Source organism: Pseudomonas sp. NPDC089752 (genome assembly GCF_044748725.1).
GTDB lineage: Bacteria > Pseudomonadota > Gammaproteobacteria > Pseudomonadales > Pseudomonadaceae > Aquipseudomonas.
In genome coordinates this window covers 77961-92822 of record NZ_JBIVGP010000003.1, presented here as the reverse complement: position 1 = coordinate 92822, position 14862 = coordinate 77961, and the positions used below count along the sequence as shown (strand labels likewise).

General features: G+C 63.0%; 13 protein-coding genes. 8 read left to right on the top strand and 5 right to left on the bottom strand.

Annotated features, from left to right (window positions below; all coding sequences use genetic code 11):
• Nucleotides 1–93: 93 nt before the first annotated feature.
• Nucleotides 94–2547, top strand: a complete 2454-nt coding sequence (locus ACIPZF_RS05785) for a penicillin-binding protein 1A (protein WP_400796325.1) — start codon at nucleotides 94–96, stop codon at nucleotides 2545–2547.
• Between the two features lie 296 nt (nucleotides 2548–2843).
• On the opposite strand, the gene ACIPZF_RS05780 is transcribed toward ACIPZF_RS05785, so the two are convergent.
• The 3 genes from ACIPZF_RS05780 to rpmE form a co-directional block, all read right to left on the bottom strand.
• Nucleotides 2844–4112 carry a malic enzyme-like NAD(P)-binding protein gene (locus ACIPZF_RS05780; RefSeq protein WP_400796322.1) on the bottom strand — a complete coding sequence of 423 codons (1269 nt, stop codon included), beginning with the start codon at nucleotides 4110–4112 and terminating at the stop codon, nucleotides 2844–2846.
• Nucleotides 4113–4292: 180 nt separating this feature from the next.
• Nucleotides 4293–5114: a thermonuclease family protein gene (locus ACIPZF_RS05775; protein WP_400796320.1), complete on the bottom strand. Its 822-nt coding sequence runs from the start codon at nucleotides 5112–5114 to the stop codon at nucleotides 4293–4295.
• 2 nt (nucleotides 5115–5116) lie between these two features.
• Entirely contained in the window at nucleotides 5117–5332 is a 216-nt protein-coding gene (gene rpmE, locus ACIPZF_RS05770; protein ID WP_134691348.1) for a 50S ribosomal protein L31, read from the bottom strand.
• 167 nt (nucleotides 5333–5499) lie between these two features.
• On the opposite strand from rpmE, the gene ACIPZF_RS05765 reads away from it, so the two are divergent.
• The 3 genes from ACIPZF_RS05765 to ACIPZF_RS05755 all read left to right on the top strand — a co-directional run bounded on the left by ACIPZF_RS05765 (nucleotide 5500) and on the right by ACIPZF_RS05755 (nucleotide 10264).
• The gene (locus tag ACIPZF_RS05765) at nucleotides 5500–7719 is read left to right on the top strand and encodes a primosomal protein N' (protein WP_400796317.1); all 2220 of its coding nucleotides are present in this window, start codon (nucleotides 5500–5502) and stop codon (nucleotides 7717–7719) included.
• A 108-nt stretch (nucleotides 7720–7827) separates the two neighbouring features.
• Entirely contained in the window at nucleotides 7828–9564 is a 1737-nt protein-coding gene (gene argS / locus ACIPZF_RS05760) for an arginine--tRNA ligase (protein WP_400796315.1), read from the top strand.
• A gap of 1 nt (nucleotide 9565) precedes the next feature.
• Nucleotides 9566–10264, top strand: coding sequence for an SPOR domain-containing protein (locus ACIPZF_RS05755; RefSeq protein ID WP_400796312.1), 699 nt, complete (start codon nucleotides 9566–9568; stop codon nucleotides 10262–10264).
• 44 nt (nucleotides 10265–10308) lie between these two features.
• On the opposite strand, the gene ACIPZF_RS05750 is transcribed toward ACIPZF_RS05755, so the two are convergent.
• Nucleotides 10309–10728 carry a TM2 domain-containing protein gene (locus tag ACIPZF_RS05750; protein ID WP_400796309.1) on the bottom strand — a complete coding sequence of 140 codons (420 nt, stop codon included), beginning with the start codon at nucleotides 10726–10728 and terminating at the stop codon, nucleotides 10309–10311.
• 177 nt (nucleotides 10729–10905) lie between these two features.
• Here ACIPZF_RS05750 and ACIPZF_RS05745 point away from each other — a divergent pair, with 177 nt between their 5' ends.
• Nucleotides 10906–11532 (top strand): C40 family peptidase, encoded by a 627-nt coding sequence (locus ACIPZF_RS05745; protein WP_400796307.1) that lies wholly within the window; start codon nucleotides 10906–10908, stop codon nucleotides 11530–11532.
• Between the two features lie 121 nt (nucleotides 11533–11653).
• Here the strand turns inward: ACIPZF_RS05745 and ACIPZF_RS05740 are convergent, their stop codons facing one another.
• Complete coding sequence (locus ACIPZF_RS05740) at nucleotides 11654–12652, bottom strand: type IV pilus twitching motility protein PilT (protein WP_400796304.1); 999 nt, start codon at nucleotides 12650–12652, stop codon at nucleotides 11654–11656.
• Nucleotides 12653–12717: 65 nt separating this feature from the next.
• Here ACIPZF_RS05740 and ACIPZF_RS05735 point away from each other — a divergent pair, with 65 nt between their 5' ends.
• The 3 genes from ACIPZF_RS05735 to ACIPZF_RS05725 are packed head-to-tail and all read left to right on the top strand — an operon-like array spanning nucleotide 12718 to nucleotide 14862.
• Nucleotides 12718–13404 carry a YggS family pyridoxal phosphate-dependent enzyme gene (locus tag ACIPZF_RS05735; protein ID WP_400796302.1) on the top strand — a complete coding sequence of 229 codons (687 nt, stop codon included), beginning with the start codon at nucleotides 12718–12720 and terminating at the stop codon, nucleotides 13402–13404.
• 38 nt (nucleotides 13405–13442) lie between these two features.
• Nucleotides 13443–14261 carry a pyrroline-5-carboxylate reductase gene (gene proC / locus ACIPZF_RS05730; protein ID WP_400796299.1) on the top strand — a complete coding sequence of 273 codons (819 nt, stop codon included), beginning with the start codon at nucleotides 13443–13445 and terminating at the stop codon, nucleotides 14259–14261.
• Between the two features lie 10 nt (nucleotides 14262–14271).
• Nucleotides 14272–14862 (top strand): YggT family protein, encoded by a 591-nt coding sequence (locus ACIPZF_RS05725; protein WP_400796296.1) that lies wholly within the window; start codon nucleotides 14272–14274, stop codon nucleotides 14860–14862.

Below are 14862 nucleotides of genomic sequence, written 5' to 3'. Positions count from 1 at the left end.
CCGGCAGGGCGAAAAATGCTTATAATGCCCAGCGTTTTTTTCGTCCGCCGGCTCCGTGCTCAACTCACCCCTCAACCTGGACACCCAAAAGCCTTGATACGCCTGCTGAAGTTCTTCTGGTGGTCTTTCGTCGCAGTCATCTGCGCGCTCGTACTCGGTGTGAGCGGTGCGTTTCTGTATCTTAGCCCCAACCTGCCGTCGGTCGATTCGCTCAGAAGCATCCAGTTGCAGATACCCCTGAGGGTGTACAGCAGCGATGGCAAACTCATTGCCGAGTTTGGCGAAATGCGCCGCTCGCCGATCCGTTTTGCAGACATCCCCCCACAGTTCATTCAGGCGCTTCTGTCAGCTGAGGACGACAATTTCCTCAACCACTACGGGGTCGATCCGAGCAGCCTGATGCGCGCCGCGACCCAGCTGGTCAAAACCGGTCATATCCAGACCGGCGGCAGCACCATCACCATGCAGGTGGCGAAGAACTTCTTCCTCACCAGCGAGCGCAGCTTTTCGCGCAAAACCAACGAAATCCTGCTGGCCCTGCAGATCGAACGTGAGCTGACCAAGGATGAGATCCTCGAGCTGTACGTGAACAAGATCTACCTGGGCAACCGCGCCTACGGCATCGATGCCGCTGCGCAGGTGTACTACGGCAAGTCGATTCGTGACGTGAGCCTGGCGCAGATGGCGATGATCGCCGGCCTGCCCAAGGCACCATCGCGCTTCAACCCGCTGGCCAACCCGGTGCGCGCGAAAGAGCGCCGTGACTGGATCCTCGGCCGCATGTACAAGCTCGGCAAGATTGACGAGGCGAGTTACCAGACCGCCCTGGCCGAGCCGCTCAATGCCAGCTACCACGTGCCTGCGCCTGAAGTGAGTGCGCCGTACATCGCCGAGATGGCGCGCGCCGAAATGGTCGGGCGCTATGGCAGCGAGGCCTACACCGAAGGTTTCCGCGTCACCACCACGGTGCCGAGCGACATGCAGGAAATGGCCAACAAGGCAGTGCTCAATGGCTTGTCGGACTACGACGAGCGCCACGGCTACAGGGGCCCGGAATCACGCTTCCCGGGCAAGACCCAAGCGGCCTGGCTGCAGGAGTTGAACAAGCAGCGCACGCTGGGCGGGCTCGAGCCGGCCATCGTTACCCTTGTAGAGAAGACCGGCCTGAAAGTGCTGACCCGAGGTGGCAAGGTAGAAGATGTCGCCTGGGACACCATGAAATGGGCGCGCCCGTTCATCAACACCAACGCTCAAGGCCGCGCTCCGCAATCGCCGTCAGACGTCGCTCAGGTCGGCGATCTGGTGCGCCTGCAGCGCCTGGATGACGGCAAGCTCAAGTTCAGCCAGGTTCCTGGCGCCCAGAGCGCATTGGTAACCCTGGACCCATACAACGGCGCCATTCGCGCGCTGGTCGGTGGCTTCTCGTTCGAACAGAGCAACTACAACCGTGCGATGCAGGCCAAGCGCCAGCCCGGCTCAAGCTTCAAGCCGTTCATCTACAGCGCTGCATTGGACAGCGGCTATACCGCCTCCAGCCTGGTCAACGACGCCCCGATCGTGTTCGTCGACGAGTATCTGGACAAGGAATGGCGACCGAAGAATGACACCAACACCTTCCTCGGACCGATTCGCATGCGCGAAGCGCTGTACAAGTCGCGCAACCTGGTCTCGATCCGCCTGCTGCAGGCCATGGGCGTAGGCCGTACCATCGACTACATCGCCAAATTCGGCTTCAACAAGCAGGACCTGCCGCGCAACCTGTCGCTGGCGCTGGGTACCGCGACGCTGACGCCGATGGAGATCGCCACCGGCTGGAGCACCTTCGCCAACGGCGGTTACAAGATCAGCCCTTACCTGATCGACCGCATCGAGAGCCGCAGCGGCGAAACGCTGTTCACCGCCAACCCGGCACGCGTACCGCAAGGCGCCGAAGACCAGGCAGGCCTTGCCGCGCCAGAGCAGCCGATCAGTACGGCGGCCATGCCGGGCGAGGCGCCGTCCGCCTTTGGCCAGATAGCGCCCGCACCGCAGGCACCGGTCATTGCCGAGCAGATCATCGATGGCCGCACCACCTACATCCTCACCAGCATGCTGCAGGATGTGATCAAACGCGGCACCGGGCGCCGGGCGCTGGCCCTGGGCCGCACCGACCTGGCGGGCAAGACCGGCACCACCAACGAGTCCAAGGATGCCTGGTTCTCCGGGTACAACGCCGATTACGTCACCACGGTCTGGGTCGGTTTCGATCAACCGGAGACCCTGGGACGCCGTGAATACGGCGGCACTGCGGCGCTGCCGATCTGGATGAGTTTCATGGGGGCGGCGCTGAAGGACAAGCCGGCTCACGCACCTGCCGAGCCTGAAGGCATTCTTAGCCTGCGAGTAGATCCGGTCAGCGGCCGTGCGGCCTCGCCAAGCACGCCAAACGCCTACTTCGAGCTGTTCAAGGCCGAAGATTCGCCACCGTCGGTGGATGAGCTGGGCAATGGTGCGGCACCAGGCAGCCCGCTGCCGGCGGATGAAGCGGCGCCGATGGATCTGTTCTGACCGAGGATCGGCACTGGCCTCTTCGCGGGGCAAGCCGGGACACCGGACAGCCACTCCCACACGGATTGCATGCCGCCTGAGGCATTTCGCCGGTAGGAGCGGATTTATCCGCGAAGCAGGCACCGCGGTGCATGGCACGGGCTTCGCCCGTGTTCGCGGCTGAAGCCGCTCCCACTGGGATCGCGCAGCTTTTTTTACGCTTTGTGGAAGACGGTTGCTCCCACATGGCCGGCCCAGGCAAATAAAAAGCCCCGACTCTAACGAGCCGGGGCTTTTTTGTGTCACCAGGCCTTCAATCAGCCGTTGAACACTTCATCCACGCTCTTGAGCGGGTAGTGCTTCGGATACGGCAGGGTGGCCACGCCAGATTCGATGGCAGCCTTGGCCACGGCATCGGAAACGACGGTGATCAGGCGCGCGTCCAGCGGCTTCGGAATGATGTACTCACGACCGAATTCCAGGCCTTCAACGCCGTAGGCTTCGCAGACCTCCTTCGGCACTGGCAGCTTGGCCAGGTCTTTCAGGGCGATGGCGGCGGCGATTTTCATCTCTTCGTTGATGCGCTTGGCGCGAACGTCCAGGGCACCACGGAAGATGAACGGGAAGCCCAGTACGTTGTTGACCTGGTTCGGGTAGTCGGAACGACCGGTAGCCATGATCACATCGCTGCGGGTGGCGTGAGCCAGCTCTGGCGAGATTTCCGGATCCGGGTTCGAGCAGGCGAACACGATCGGGTTGGCCGCCATCGACTTCAGGCCTTCCGGGCTCAGCAGGTTCGGGCCGGACAGGCCAACGAACACGTCAGCACCGTTCAGGGCATCAGCCAGGGTACGCTTGTCGGTGGCGTGGGCGAACTGGGCCTTGTACTGGTTCAGGTCGTCGCGGCCAGCGTGGATCACGCCGCTGCGGTCGATCATGAAGATGTTCTCGACCTTGGCACCCATGCTGACCAGCAGCTTCATGCAGGAGATCGCGGCAGCGCCGGCGCCCAGGCAGACGATCTTGGCGTCTTCGAGCTTCTTGCCGGCGATTTCCAGGGCGTTGATCATGCCGGCCGCGGTCACGATCGCGGTGCCGTGCTGGTCGTCGTGGAAGACCGGAATGTCGCACTGCTCGATCAGGGTGCGTTCAATTTCGAAGCACTCAGGTGCCTTGATGTCTTCGAGGTTGATGCCACCGAAGGTGATCGAGATGCGGCGAACGGTGTCGATGAAAGCTTGTGGGCTTTCCGACTCGACTTCGATGTCGAACACGTCGATACCGGCGAAACGCTTGAACAGAACGCCCTTGCCTTCCATGACCGGCTTGGAAGCCAGTGGGCCGAGGTCACCCAGACCGAGGATGGCGGTGCCATCGGAAATCACTGCGACGAGGTTGCCCTTGCCGGTGTATTTGTAGGCCAGCTCAGGATCACGGCCAATTTCACGTACCGGTTCTGCAACGCCTGGGCTGTAGGCCAGGGCGAGATCGCGGGCGGTGGCGGTGGGCTTGGAGAGCTCGACGCTCAGTTTCCCCGGACGAGGTTGAGCGTGATATTCGAGAGCGGCGGTTTTCAGGTCTGACATGGTGGGCATTCCGCTATTTACTGTTCTGACGGACCGCCGAGGATACGCAAAGAGCCGGGGAGCTACAAGACTGGCCGGTCACTTGTGTCAAGGCCTTTAGCCTACGACTTTACGCTATAACACACGGGGGCATTGGAGCCATCAGTGTGTACAATCCAATAGCGAAATGTCTACATCTTTTCAGCCTGAGATGCGCTCCAACATGCTCGGATCGGTCAATGGCAACACCCAGCGTCGCTGCCCCGGTTTCAGCCCACCCCTGCGGGAACGATCCAGCACCCAACCGCGCGCCTCGACCTGGCGTCCCTTGAGGTTATCGAAGAAGCTGGCGGGGAAGTTGCGTTGCAGACGAGCGGGAACCTGCAGCACCACACCGGTTTCCAGCTCCAGCCAGACGCCACCCCGGTTGCGTGAAATGCCCTGGATCCTGCCCTCGATCAGCGCAAAGCCTGATTGCCTGAGCTCATCGGCGCGCAGCGCCGGGGTACTGCGCCAGAGGCCAATGCGCGCCTTGCGCGCCGACTGCTCGGCCGCTTGCTGGCAGGCCACCAGGCGCACATTCGGCGCCACAGCCACGCGATAGCCGAACCCCTCGCTGAGCAACTGCGCTTCAAGATTGTCGCCATTGCGGGCGTAAACATGGGCCAGTGTGCGCCCGTACTTGTCCTTGGCCTCGACACCCTGCACCAGCCCCACACGCCCATCACTGGCTTTGACCAAGGCCTGCAGGCGCCGCTTGGCAGCTTCGGCATAGGGCTCGCTGGTGCGCCCCTTGCGCCCGATTTCCGGCGCGTTGATGCCGATCATGCGCACGCTGCGGCCGTCGGTCAGGCGCAGCGTGTCGCCATCGACCACCTGACGCACCGCCACCTGCTGCGGCCGGTCCGGTAGCGGGCAAAATGCCCAGGCCGAGGTTTGCCAGATTGCGCCCACAAAAAAGGCGCCCACGAGGGGCGCCTTTTTCAGCAACAATGCGAAGCCCGAAGGATTCGCCGTGCGCATGATTACTTCTTGGTACCGAACATACCGAAGCGATCGGCGAACTTCTGTACGCGACCACCGGTGTCCAGGACTTTCTGCTTACCGGTGTAGAACGGGTGGCAGAGGTTGCAAACGTCGATCGCCAGGGTGCTGCCCAGGGTCGAACGGGTTTCGAATTTGTTGCCGCAGCTGCAGGTGACTGCAACAGCTTCGTAGTTCGGATGAATATCGGCTTTCATGGTCACTTCCTCAAGCTGCGTGCCGCCACCCAACACCCATTGTTGAATACCGCACGTAATTAGGCGGCGAATAATACCAGAGCTTGGCGTCAACGCAAGTTGTCGCTTGCACCGACCGTCGTCTGCTAGGCTCGCCAGTCTTTGAAACGCCCTGCGAGACCTTCCGCGTGTCCGACGTCATCCTGCGCCTTGCCCTGCCATCCCCGCTGCGTCGCCTGTTCGACTATCGGGCACCGGCGAGCATGGCGCGCCAGGTGCTCACCCCAGGCATGCGCATTCGCGTGCCGTTCGGCCGCCGCGAAATGATTGGCGTGCTGGTCGAGGTGTGCGACCAGAGCGAGGTGCCGGCCGATAAGCTTAAACCGGCCAGCGACCTGCTGGACCCGATTTCGCCAGTGCCGCCAGCATTGTTCAAGCTGTGCCTGTGGACCGCCCAGTACTATCAGCACAGCCTCGGCGACACCCTGAGCTGGGCATTGCCCACACTGCTGCGCCAGGGCGAACCGGCCGAAATGCGCCAGGAGCGCTTCTGGCACGTCGCCCCCGATGCTCGCCTCGAAGACCCGCGCATCGCCCGCGCACCGCGCCAACGCGACGCGCTCAAGACCCTGGCCCAGCATCCTCACGGCGTGGCCCACAGCCTGCTGAGCAAGCTCAACCTGAACAAGGACAGCCTCGACCTGCTGCTGGCCAAGGACCTGGTTCGCCTGGAAACACGCCGCCATCTGCCGGCACAACGCCATGAGCACTGGCTGGCCCAACCGGAATTGCCGCTCAACGACGAACAACGCGAGGCCTTCGATGCTGTGCGCGAGGGCTTCGACAGCTTCAACGCCTTCCTCCTGGCCGGCGTCACTGGCAGCGGCAAGACCGAGGTCTACCTGCAGTTGATCCGCGAAACCTTGGAGGCTGGCAAGCAGGCGCTGGTGCTGATCCCCGAGATCAACCTGGGCCCACAGACCCTGGCGCGCTTCGAGCAGCGCTTCAACGCTCGCATCGCCCTGTTGCACTCGGCGGTCAATGACCGCGAACGCCTCGACGCCTGGCTGGCGGCGCGCGATGGCGAGGCCGATATCATCATCGGCACGCGCTCGGCACTGTTCACGCCGATGAAGAACCCCGGCCTGATCATCATCGACGAAGAACACGACGGCTCTTATAAACAGCAGGAAGGCCTGCGCTATCACGCCCGAGACCTGGCGCTGGTGCGCGCCCATCAGGAAAACATCCCGATCCTGCTCGGCTCGGCCACGCCCTCGCTGGAAACCCTGCACAACGCCCTGACCGGCCGCTACCGCCTGCTGCGCATGAACCAGCGCGCCGGCGGCGCACGCCCGCCGCGGATGATACGCCTGGATGTGAAGAGCCTGCCGCTGGACAGCGGCATCAGCGGCCCGCTGCAACAGGCAATCCGCCAGACTCTGGAGGCCGGCCAGCAGGTGCTGGTGTTCCTCAACCGTCGCGGCTTCGCACCGACCTTGCTGTGCCACGACTGCGGCTGGCTCTCGGAGTGCCCACGCTGCGATGCGCGCATGACCGTGCACCAACGCTCCGGCGTGCTGCGCTGCCACCACTGCGGCTACGACGAGCGCCTGCCGCACCAGTGCCCGAAGTGCAGCCACGTCGACCTGCGTGCGGTGGGGGCTGGCACCGAGCGCGCCGAGGAACGCCTGAAAGTGCTGTTCCCCGATTACCCGATCTTGCGCGTGGACCGCGACAGCACCGCGCGCAAGGACGCCATGCACAACCTGTTCACCACCATCCAGCGCGGCCAGCCGAGCATCCTGGTCGGCACTCAGATGCTGGCCAAGGGGCACCACTTCCCGCGGGTGACTCTGGTCGCCATCCTGGATGCCGACGGCGGGCTGTTCTCCGGCGATTTCCGCGCCACCGAGCGCATGGCCCAGCTCATCGTGCAAGTGGCCGGACGCGCAGGGCGGGCCGAAGAGCCCGGCAAGGTGGTGATCCAGACCCACCTTGCCGACCACCCGCTACTGGTGCAACTGACCGAGCAAGGCTACTTCGCGTTCGCCGAACAGGCCCTGGACGAGCGCCGCGCCGCCGGCCTGCCGCCCTACTCCCATCTCGCCCTGTTGCGTGCCGAGGCGCACAAACCGGGGCAGGCCGAAGGCTTCCTCGACGAAGCCTGCAGCGCGGCGGAGCGCCTGGTAGCCGAGCAACGCTTGCCCGGTATTGAACTGTTGGGGCCAGTGCCCGCTCCGATGGAACGCAAGGCCGGGCGCTTCCGTGCCCAACTGTTGATCCAGGCCAATACCCGGGCGCCCTTGCATCGACTGATCAGTGCCTGGTTGCTAGTGTTGGAGCAGCTGCCAAGCGGGCGGCAAGTACGTTGGTCGCTGGATGTCGACCCCGTCGACCTTTATTGAGCTGCACGCTCAAAGGTTGGCAACCCGGCCCCGGCAACGGATAATGCCCAGTTTTTCCACCTGCGCACCCAGGCGCTCCACCGCGCTAGCGGTCGAAAAGAGATCCCCATGAAAGACACCATTCGCCAGCTGATCCAGCAAGCCCTCACCCAACTCGTCACCGACGGTGTGCTGCCTGAAGGGCTGTCGCCGGCGATCCAGGTGGAAAACGCCCGCGACAAGACCCACGGCGACTTCGCCAGCAACATCGCCATGATGCTGGCCAAGCCGGCCGGCATGAAACCGCGGGACCTGGCCGAAAAACTGATCGACGCCCTGCCGTCGAGCAGCGACATCAGCAAGGTCGAGATCGCCGGCCCCGGCTTCCTGAACTTCTTTCAGAACACCGACGCCCTGGCCAATCGCCTGGACGCGGCGCTGGCCGATGATCACCTGGGCGTACGCAAGGCCGGCCCGTGCGAGAAAGTCGTGATCGACATGTCGGCACCGAACCTGGCCAAAGAGATGCACGTTGGCCACCTGCGCTCGACCATCATCGGCGACAGCGTCGCGCGCGTGCTGGAGTTCCTCGGTGACAACGTCATCCGCCAGAACCACGTCGGCGACTGGGGCACCCAGTTCGGCATGCTGATGGCCTACCTGCAGGAAAACCCGATCACCAGCGACGAGCTGTCGGACCTGGAAAACTTCTACCGCGCGGCGAAAAAACGCTTCGACGAATCGGAAGAGTTCGCCACCCGCGCCCGCGGCCTGGTGGTCAAGCTGCAGGCCGGCGACCCTGAGTGCCTGGCGCTGTGGACGCGCTTCAAGGACATCTCGCTGTCGCACTGCCAGAAGACCTACGAGCTGCTCAACGTCAAGCTGACCATGGCCGACGTGATGGGCGAAAGCGCCTACAACGCCGACCTGGCCAACGTGGTGGCCGACCTCAAGGCCAAGGGCCTGCTGGTCGAAGACCAGGGCGCGCAGTGCGTATTCCTGGAAGAATTCAAGAACAGCGAAGGCGAGCCACTGCCGGTGATCGTGCAGAAGGCCGATGGCGGCTACCTGTACGCCACCACTGACCTTGCAGCCGTGCGCTACCGCAGCAATGTGCTGCAGGCCGACCGCGCGCTGTACTTCGTCGACCAGCGCCAGGCCCTGCACTTCAACCAGGTATTCGAAGTGGCGCGCCGCGCAGGCTTCGTCGGCCACCCGATGCAGATGGAGCACATGGGCTTCGGCACCATGAACGGCGCCGATGGCCGCCCGTTCAAGACCCGTGACGGCGGCACCGTGAAGCTGATCGACCTGCTCACCGAGGCCAAGGAGCGCGCTTACGCGCTGGTCAAGGAGAAAAACCCGAGCCTGGCCGAAGACGAGCTGCGCAAGATCGCTGAAGTAGTCGGTATCGGCGCAGTGAAATACGCCGACCTGTCCAAGCACCGCACCAGCGACTACAGCTTCAACTTCGAGCTGATGCTCAACTTCGAAGGCAACACCGCACCTTATCTGCTGTATGCCTACACCCGCGTAGCCGGTGTGTTCCGCAAGCTGGGCAAGGGCTTCGACGAGGTCGAAGGCAACATCGTCCTGCAGGCCGCCCACGAACAGGATCTGGCTGCCCGCCTGGCGCAGTTCGGCGAAATCCTCAACAACGTCGCCGACAAGGGCACGCCACACGTGCTCTGCACCTACCTGTACGACCTGGCCGGCCTGTTCTCCAGCTTCTACGAGAACTGCCCGATCCTCGCCGCCGAAACCCCGGAACAGCAGCAGAGCCGTCTGCGCCTGGCTGCCCTCACCGGTCGCACCCTCAAACAAGGTCTGGAACTGCTCGGCCTGGAAACCCTGGAGCGCATGTAAGTTGGCAGCCAAGAAAAAACCAGCACCCAAGCGCGGCGCCAGCCGCACCCAGGCACCGGCCAAACAGCCGATCCCCGGCTGGGTGTGGTTGGCGGTCGGCCTGACCGTCGGCGCGTTCATCGTCTTCCTGATGAAGCTCGAACCCGGTGGTGGCGATATCAAGCGCACCAAGCCTGAGCAACAGAAGCAGGAGAAGGTTGCCGAAGCCGGTAAATCGACGCCTGCCGCCACCCAGCAACCGGTGAAGCCGAAGTACGACTTCTACACCCTGTTGCCGGAGTCGGAAGTGATCGTGCCGCCAGAGGCCGTGCCGGAGAAAACACCGCCAGTGCCTGCGCAACCGGTGACTCCGGTGACGCCAGCGGAAGCGGCGAAGATCGACACCGCACGGGCCCAGGCCGCACTGCTGGGGCAGACGCCACCACCGGCGCCCCCGGTGATCAAGCCTGCGGCGACCACGCTGTTCTTCCTTCAGGCCGGTTCGTTCCGCAAGCAGGCCGATGCCGACAAGGTACGCGCGCAGATCATCCTGCTCGGCCAGGCGGTGAAGGTGGAGTCGGGCACGGTCAAGGAAGAAACCTGGTACCGCGTGCTGGTTGGCCCGTTCAGCAACCGTGAACAGCTGACCGGGGCGCAGAAGCAGCTGGCGGGGGCAGGGTTCAGCAACCTGCTGCTGCAGCAGCGACAAACCCGCCAGTAACGAAAAGGCCTTGCCGCTCAGCGCGACAAGGCCTTTTTTGTGCCTTAACGGCGCCGGGCGTTGGCTTCCGACACCTGCCCGTTCAGCGTCCAGAAGTCGTACAGCACGCCGACCAGAAACAGCCCACCGGTGAAGAAGTAGATGATCGCGGTGATCCACTTGCCCTGATACAGGCGGTGTACGCCAAAGATGCCGAGGAAGGTCAGCAGGATCCAGGCGATGTTGTAGTCGATGCGCCCTGACTGAAAGCGCAAATCAGCCTCCCTGTCCATCGCCGGGATCAGGAACAGGTCGATCAGCCAGCCGATGCCGAGCAGCCCCAGGGTGAAGAACCAGATGGTGCCGGTGATCGGCTTGCCGTAGTAAAAACGGTGCGACCCGGTGAAGCCGAAAATCCACAGCAGATAGCCGATGACCTTGCTGTGGGTGTCGTGAATCGGTGCACCCTGTTCATAACTGTTCATTCGTAGCCCCTGTGGCTTATCCAAAAATTTTCTAAAAACAAATGTGACTTTTGCGTGGCAGGCCGACGTACGGCAACATGACAATCGACCAACGGATCAAAAATTGATCAAAAAGCTGTTATAAAGTTGCGCGCCAACACTCAAAACCAAAATCAAAACTTCACAAGAGCTTCATCTATGCCGCCTTTGTTCAAGACATGGCTGACCCTCTGCCTATTATTGCCCCTGGCCGCCCACGCCACCAACCGTGAGCAACGTCTTCCAAATGGTTTCACCGGCTACACCACCAATGCCACGGTGAAACGCGCGCCCAGCAAGCACAGCACGCTGCGCGCTCGCTCCAGCAACTCGGCCAAGGCTCACAACCTGCCTGTCGCGGCCATGTCGCCGAAGCAGAGCAGCGATGTGCTCAGCCGTGCCGTCAATGTGCTCGGTACTCCTTATGTTTGGGGCGGTAGCAGCCCGAAAAAAGGCTTCGACTGCAGCGGGCTGGTCAAATACGCGTTCAACGACGTGGCCGATGTCGACCTGCCGCGCACCTCCAATGCCATGGCCCAGGGCCACGGCGTGAAGGTAGCCAAAAGCGACCTCAAGCCAGGCGATTTGATTTTCTTCAACATCAAGAGCCGCCGGGTCAACCACGTTGCCATCTACCTGGGCAACGACCGCTTCATCCATGCGCCGCGCCGCGGCAAGCGGGTGAGCATCGACAACCTGAGCAAGCCTTATTGGCAAAAACACTATGTTGTAGCCAAGCGGGTATTACCTAAGGAACAGCAGCAACTGGCCCTGGCCAAGCGCTGACCACACAGGCCTGTGGGAGCGGGCTTGCCCCGCGAAGAGGCCAGCCCAGTCAGCCATGTGAATGGCCAGGGCTCTGCCCTGATTCGCGGGGCAAGCCCGCTCCCACAGGCCGGCGACAGCATTACACAGGCCCGATCAGCCCCTTATCCCGCAAACCCCGCAGTGCCCCCTCCATCGTCCGCATCCCTTCCGCTGCCCCGGTCTGCATCACCGAACACAACTGCGCCATCCGCCCCTCGCGAATCAAATTACGCACCGCAGGCGTCGCCATCAGCACCTCCCTCGCCGCCACCCGCCCGCCGTCCACCCGCTTGACCAGCACCTGTACCACCACCATGCGCAGCGACTCCGCCAACATCGCCCGCACCACTGGCTTTTCCTCCGCGGCAAACACTTCCACCAGCCGGTCAATGCTGCCCGCAGCCGAGCGGGTGTGCACCGTCGCCAGCACCAGATGCCCGGTTTCCGCCGCCCGCAACGCCAGGCGAATCGTCTCAAGATCACGTAATTCGCCAATCATGATCACATCCGGGTCTTGGCGAAGGGCACTGCGTAACCCTTGAGCAAAGTCGCGGCAATGCCGACCGATCTCGCGCTGGTTGATCAGGCTACGCTGGCTTTTGTGGATAACTTCAACAGGGTCTTCAAGCGTGATGATGTGCGCAGATCGCTGCCGATTAAGCTGGTCGATCAACGTCGCCAAGGTGCTGGACTTGCCACTGCCGGTCGGTCCGCCGACCAGAATCAGGCCATCTGTGCACTGCGCAACAGCTCGAAACACTTCTTCGAGGTCGAGTTCATCAAGTGTCGCGATACGTTTCGGGATCAAGCGCAAGCTTGCTGCCGGGCCATTCAACTGACGAAACAGATTCAGTCGAAAGCGGCCAAGCGACGGCAGCTCCAACGCCAGATCCTGCTCGTCCCCCAGCGCCCACTGCTGGCGCTGACCGTCATCAAGCAGCGGCGCCAGGCATTCGGTCAATGCGGCCGGCACCACGCTCGGCAGGTCCATGCGGCGCAACTCGCCATCCACGCGCAGCATCGGTATATCGCCCGCGGCCAGGTGCAGGTCACTCGCTCCTGCATCACTGGCCCGGGCCAACAGGTCGGTCACGTCCATGAGACTCCCCAATAGCCATCAAGCAGGTAGAATGCCGCAGACCCCAGAGCCGACGGCATCGATCCATGTCCACCATAGCAGACAACCTTTCCGCCCTCGCCGCCCGCATCCACAGTGCGGCCCAAGCCGTCGGACGCGATCCGGCCAGCGTTCAGCTGCTGGCGGTAAGCAAGACCAAACCAGCCAGTGCCATCCGTGAAATCCATGCCGCAGGCGTATGCGATGTCGGCGAGAACTACCTGCAGGAAGCCCTGGGCAAACAGGACGAACTGCGCGACCTGCCCTTGATCTGGCACTTCATCGGCCCCATTCAGTCGAACAAGACCAAAGCCATTGCCGAGCATTTCGACTGGGTGCATTCCGTGGACCGCCTGAAAATCGCCCAACGCTTGTCCGAGCAGCGCCCCCAAGGCCTGCCCCCACTGAACATCTGCCTGCAGGTGAATGTCAGCGGCGAGGACAGCAAGTCAGGCTGTGCCCCAGCCGACCTGCCCGCGCTGGCCCATGCCGTGGCGGCGCTGCCCAACCTGCGCCTGCGTGGGCTGATGGCGATCCCGGAACCCAGCGAAGATCGCGCTGAACAAGAGGCCGCCTTCGCCACCCTGCGCCAGTTGCAGGAGGGCCTGAATCTTGGTTTGGACACCTTGTCCATGGGCATGAGCCACGACCTGGAAGCCGCGATTGCGCAAGGCGCGACCTGGGTACGTATCGGCACCGCCCTGTTCGGCGCCCGCAACTACGGGCCCGTCTGAATCCATGCTTTACTCACTCTTTCCCTCAAGGACCTGACATGAGCAAGACACGTATTGCCTTCATCGGCGCCGGCAACATGGCTGCCAGCCTGATCGGCGGCCTGCGCGCCCAGGGCCTGGACGCCACGCAGATTCGCGCCAGCGATCCAGGCGCCGAAACCCGAGCACGGGTCCAGGCCGAGCACGGTATCGAGGTGTTCGAAGACAACGCCCAGGCCATTGCCGAGGCCGACGTGATCGTCCTGGCAGTCAAGCCGCAGGTGATGAAGGCCGTCTGCGAGGCCCTGCAGCCGAATCTGCAGGATGGCCAACTGATCGTCTCCATCGCCGCTGGCATCACCTGTGCCAGCCTGCAGGCCTGGCTTGGCGCTCGCCCAGTGGTGCGCTGCATGCCCAACACCCCGGCACTGCTGCGCCAGGGCGTCAGCGGCCTGTATGCCACTGCAGAAGTGTCCCGCACCCAGCGCGAGCAGGCCGAGCAGCTGCTGTCGGCTGTCGGCACCGCGCTGTGGTTGGAGCAGGAGCAACAGCTCGATGCCGTCACCGCCGTTTCCGGCAGCGGCCCTGCGTACTTCTTCCTGTTGATCGAAGCCATGACCGCCGCCGGTGAGAAACTGGGCCTGCCACGCGAGACCGCTTCGCAGCTGACCCTGCAGACCGCACTGGGCGCCGCGCACATGGCCGTGGCCAGCGATGTCGATGCCGCCGAGCTGCGTCGCCGCGTGACCTCCCCGGCCGGCACCACCGAAGCGGCGATCAAGTCGTTCCAGGCCAGCGGCTTCGAAGCCATCGTCGAGAAAGCACTGGCAGCAGCGGCGACGCGTTCCGCCGAGCTGGCCGAGCAATTGGGCAAATAAGGAGTTCCAGATGAATGCACTGTCCGGCGCCACGATCTTCGTGGTGCAAACCCTGGTCAGCCTGTACCTGGTGATCGTCCTGCTGCGCTTCGTGCTGCAGCTGGTGAAAGCCAACTTCTACAATCCGCTGTGCCAGTTCGCAGTACGCGCCACCCAGCCACTGCTCAAGCCGATCCGCCGCATCATTCCCAGCGTCGGCGGTCTGGATACCTCGTCGCTGCTGCTGGCGGTGGTCATCCAGGCGCTGCTGATGGGCTTCGTGCTGATGGTCACTTATGGCACCTTCGGTGATGTCTTGCACCTGCTGATGTGGGCGATCATTGGCATCACCGCACTGTTCCTGAAGATCTTCTGGGTAGCGATGATCGTCATGGTGATCGTTTCGTGGGTCGCGCCGAACAGCCACAACCCGGCGGCCGAACTGGCCTACCAGATCAGCGAACCGGTACTGGCGCCCTTCCGCCGCATCGTGCCGAACCTGGGCGGCATGGACATTTCGCCGATCTTCGCCTTCCTGGCGATCCAGGTGATCCAGTCGTTCGTCATGCCTCCGCTGGCCGCCTACGCTGGCATGCCGCAAGAACTGTTCCGCATGATCTGA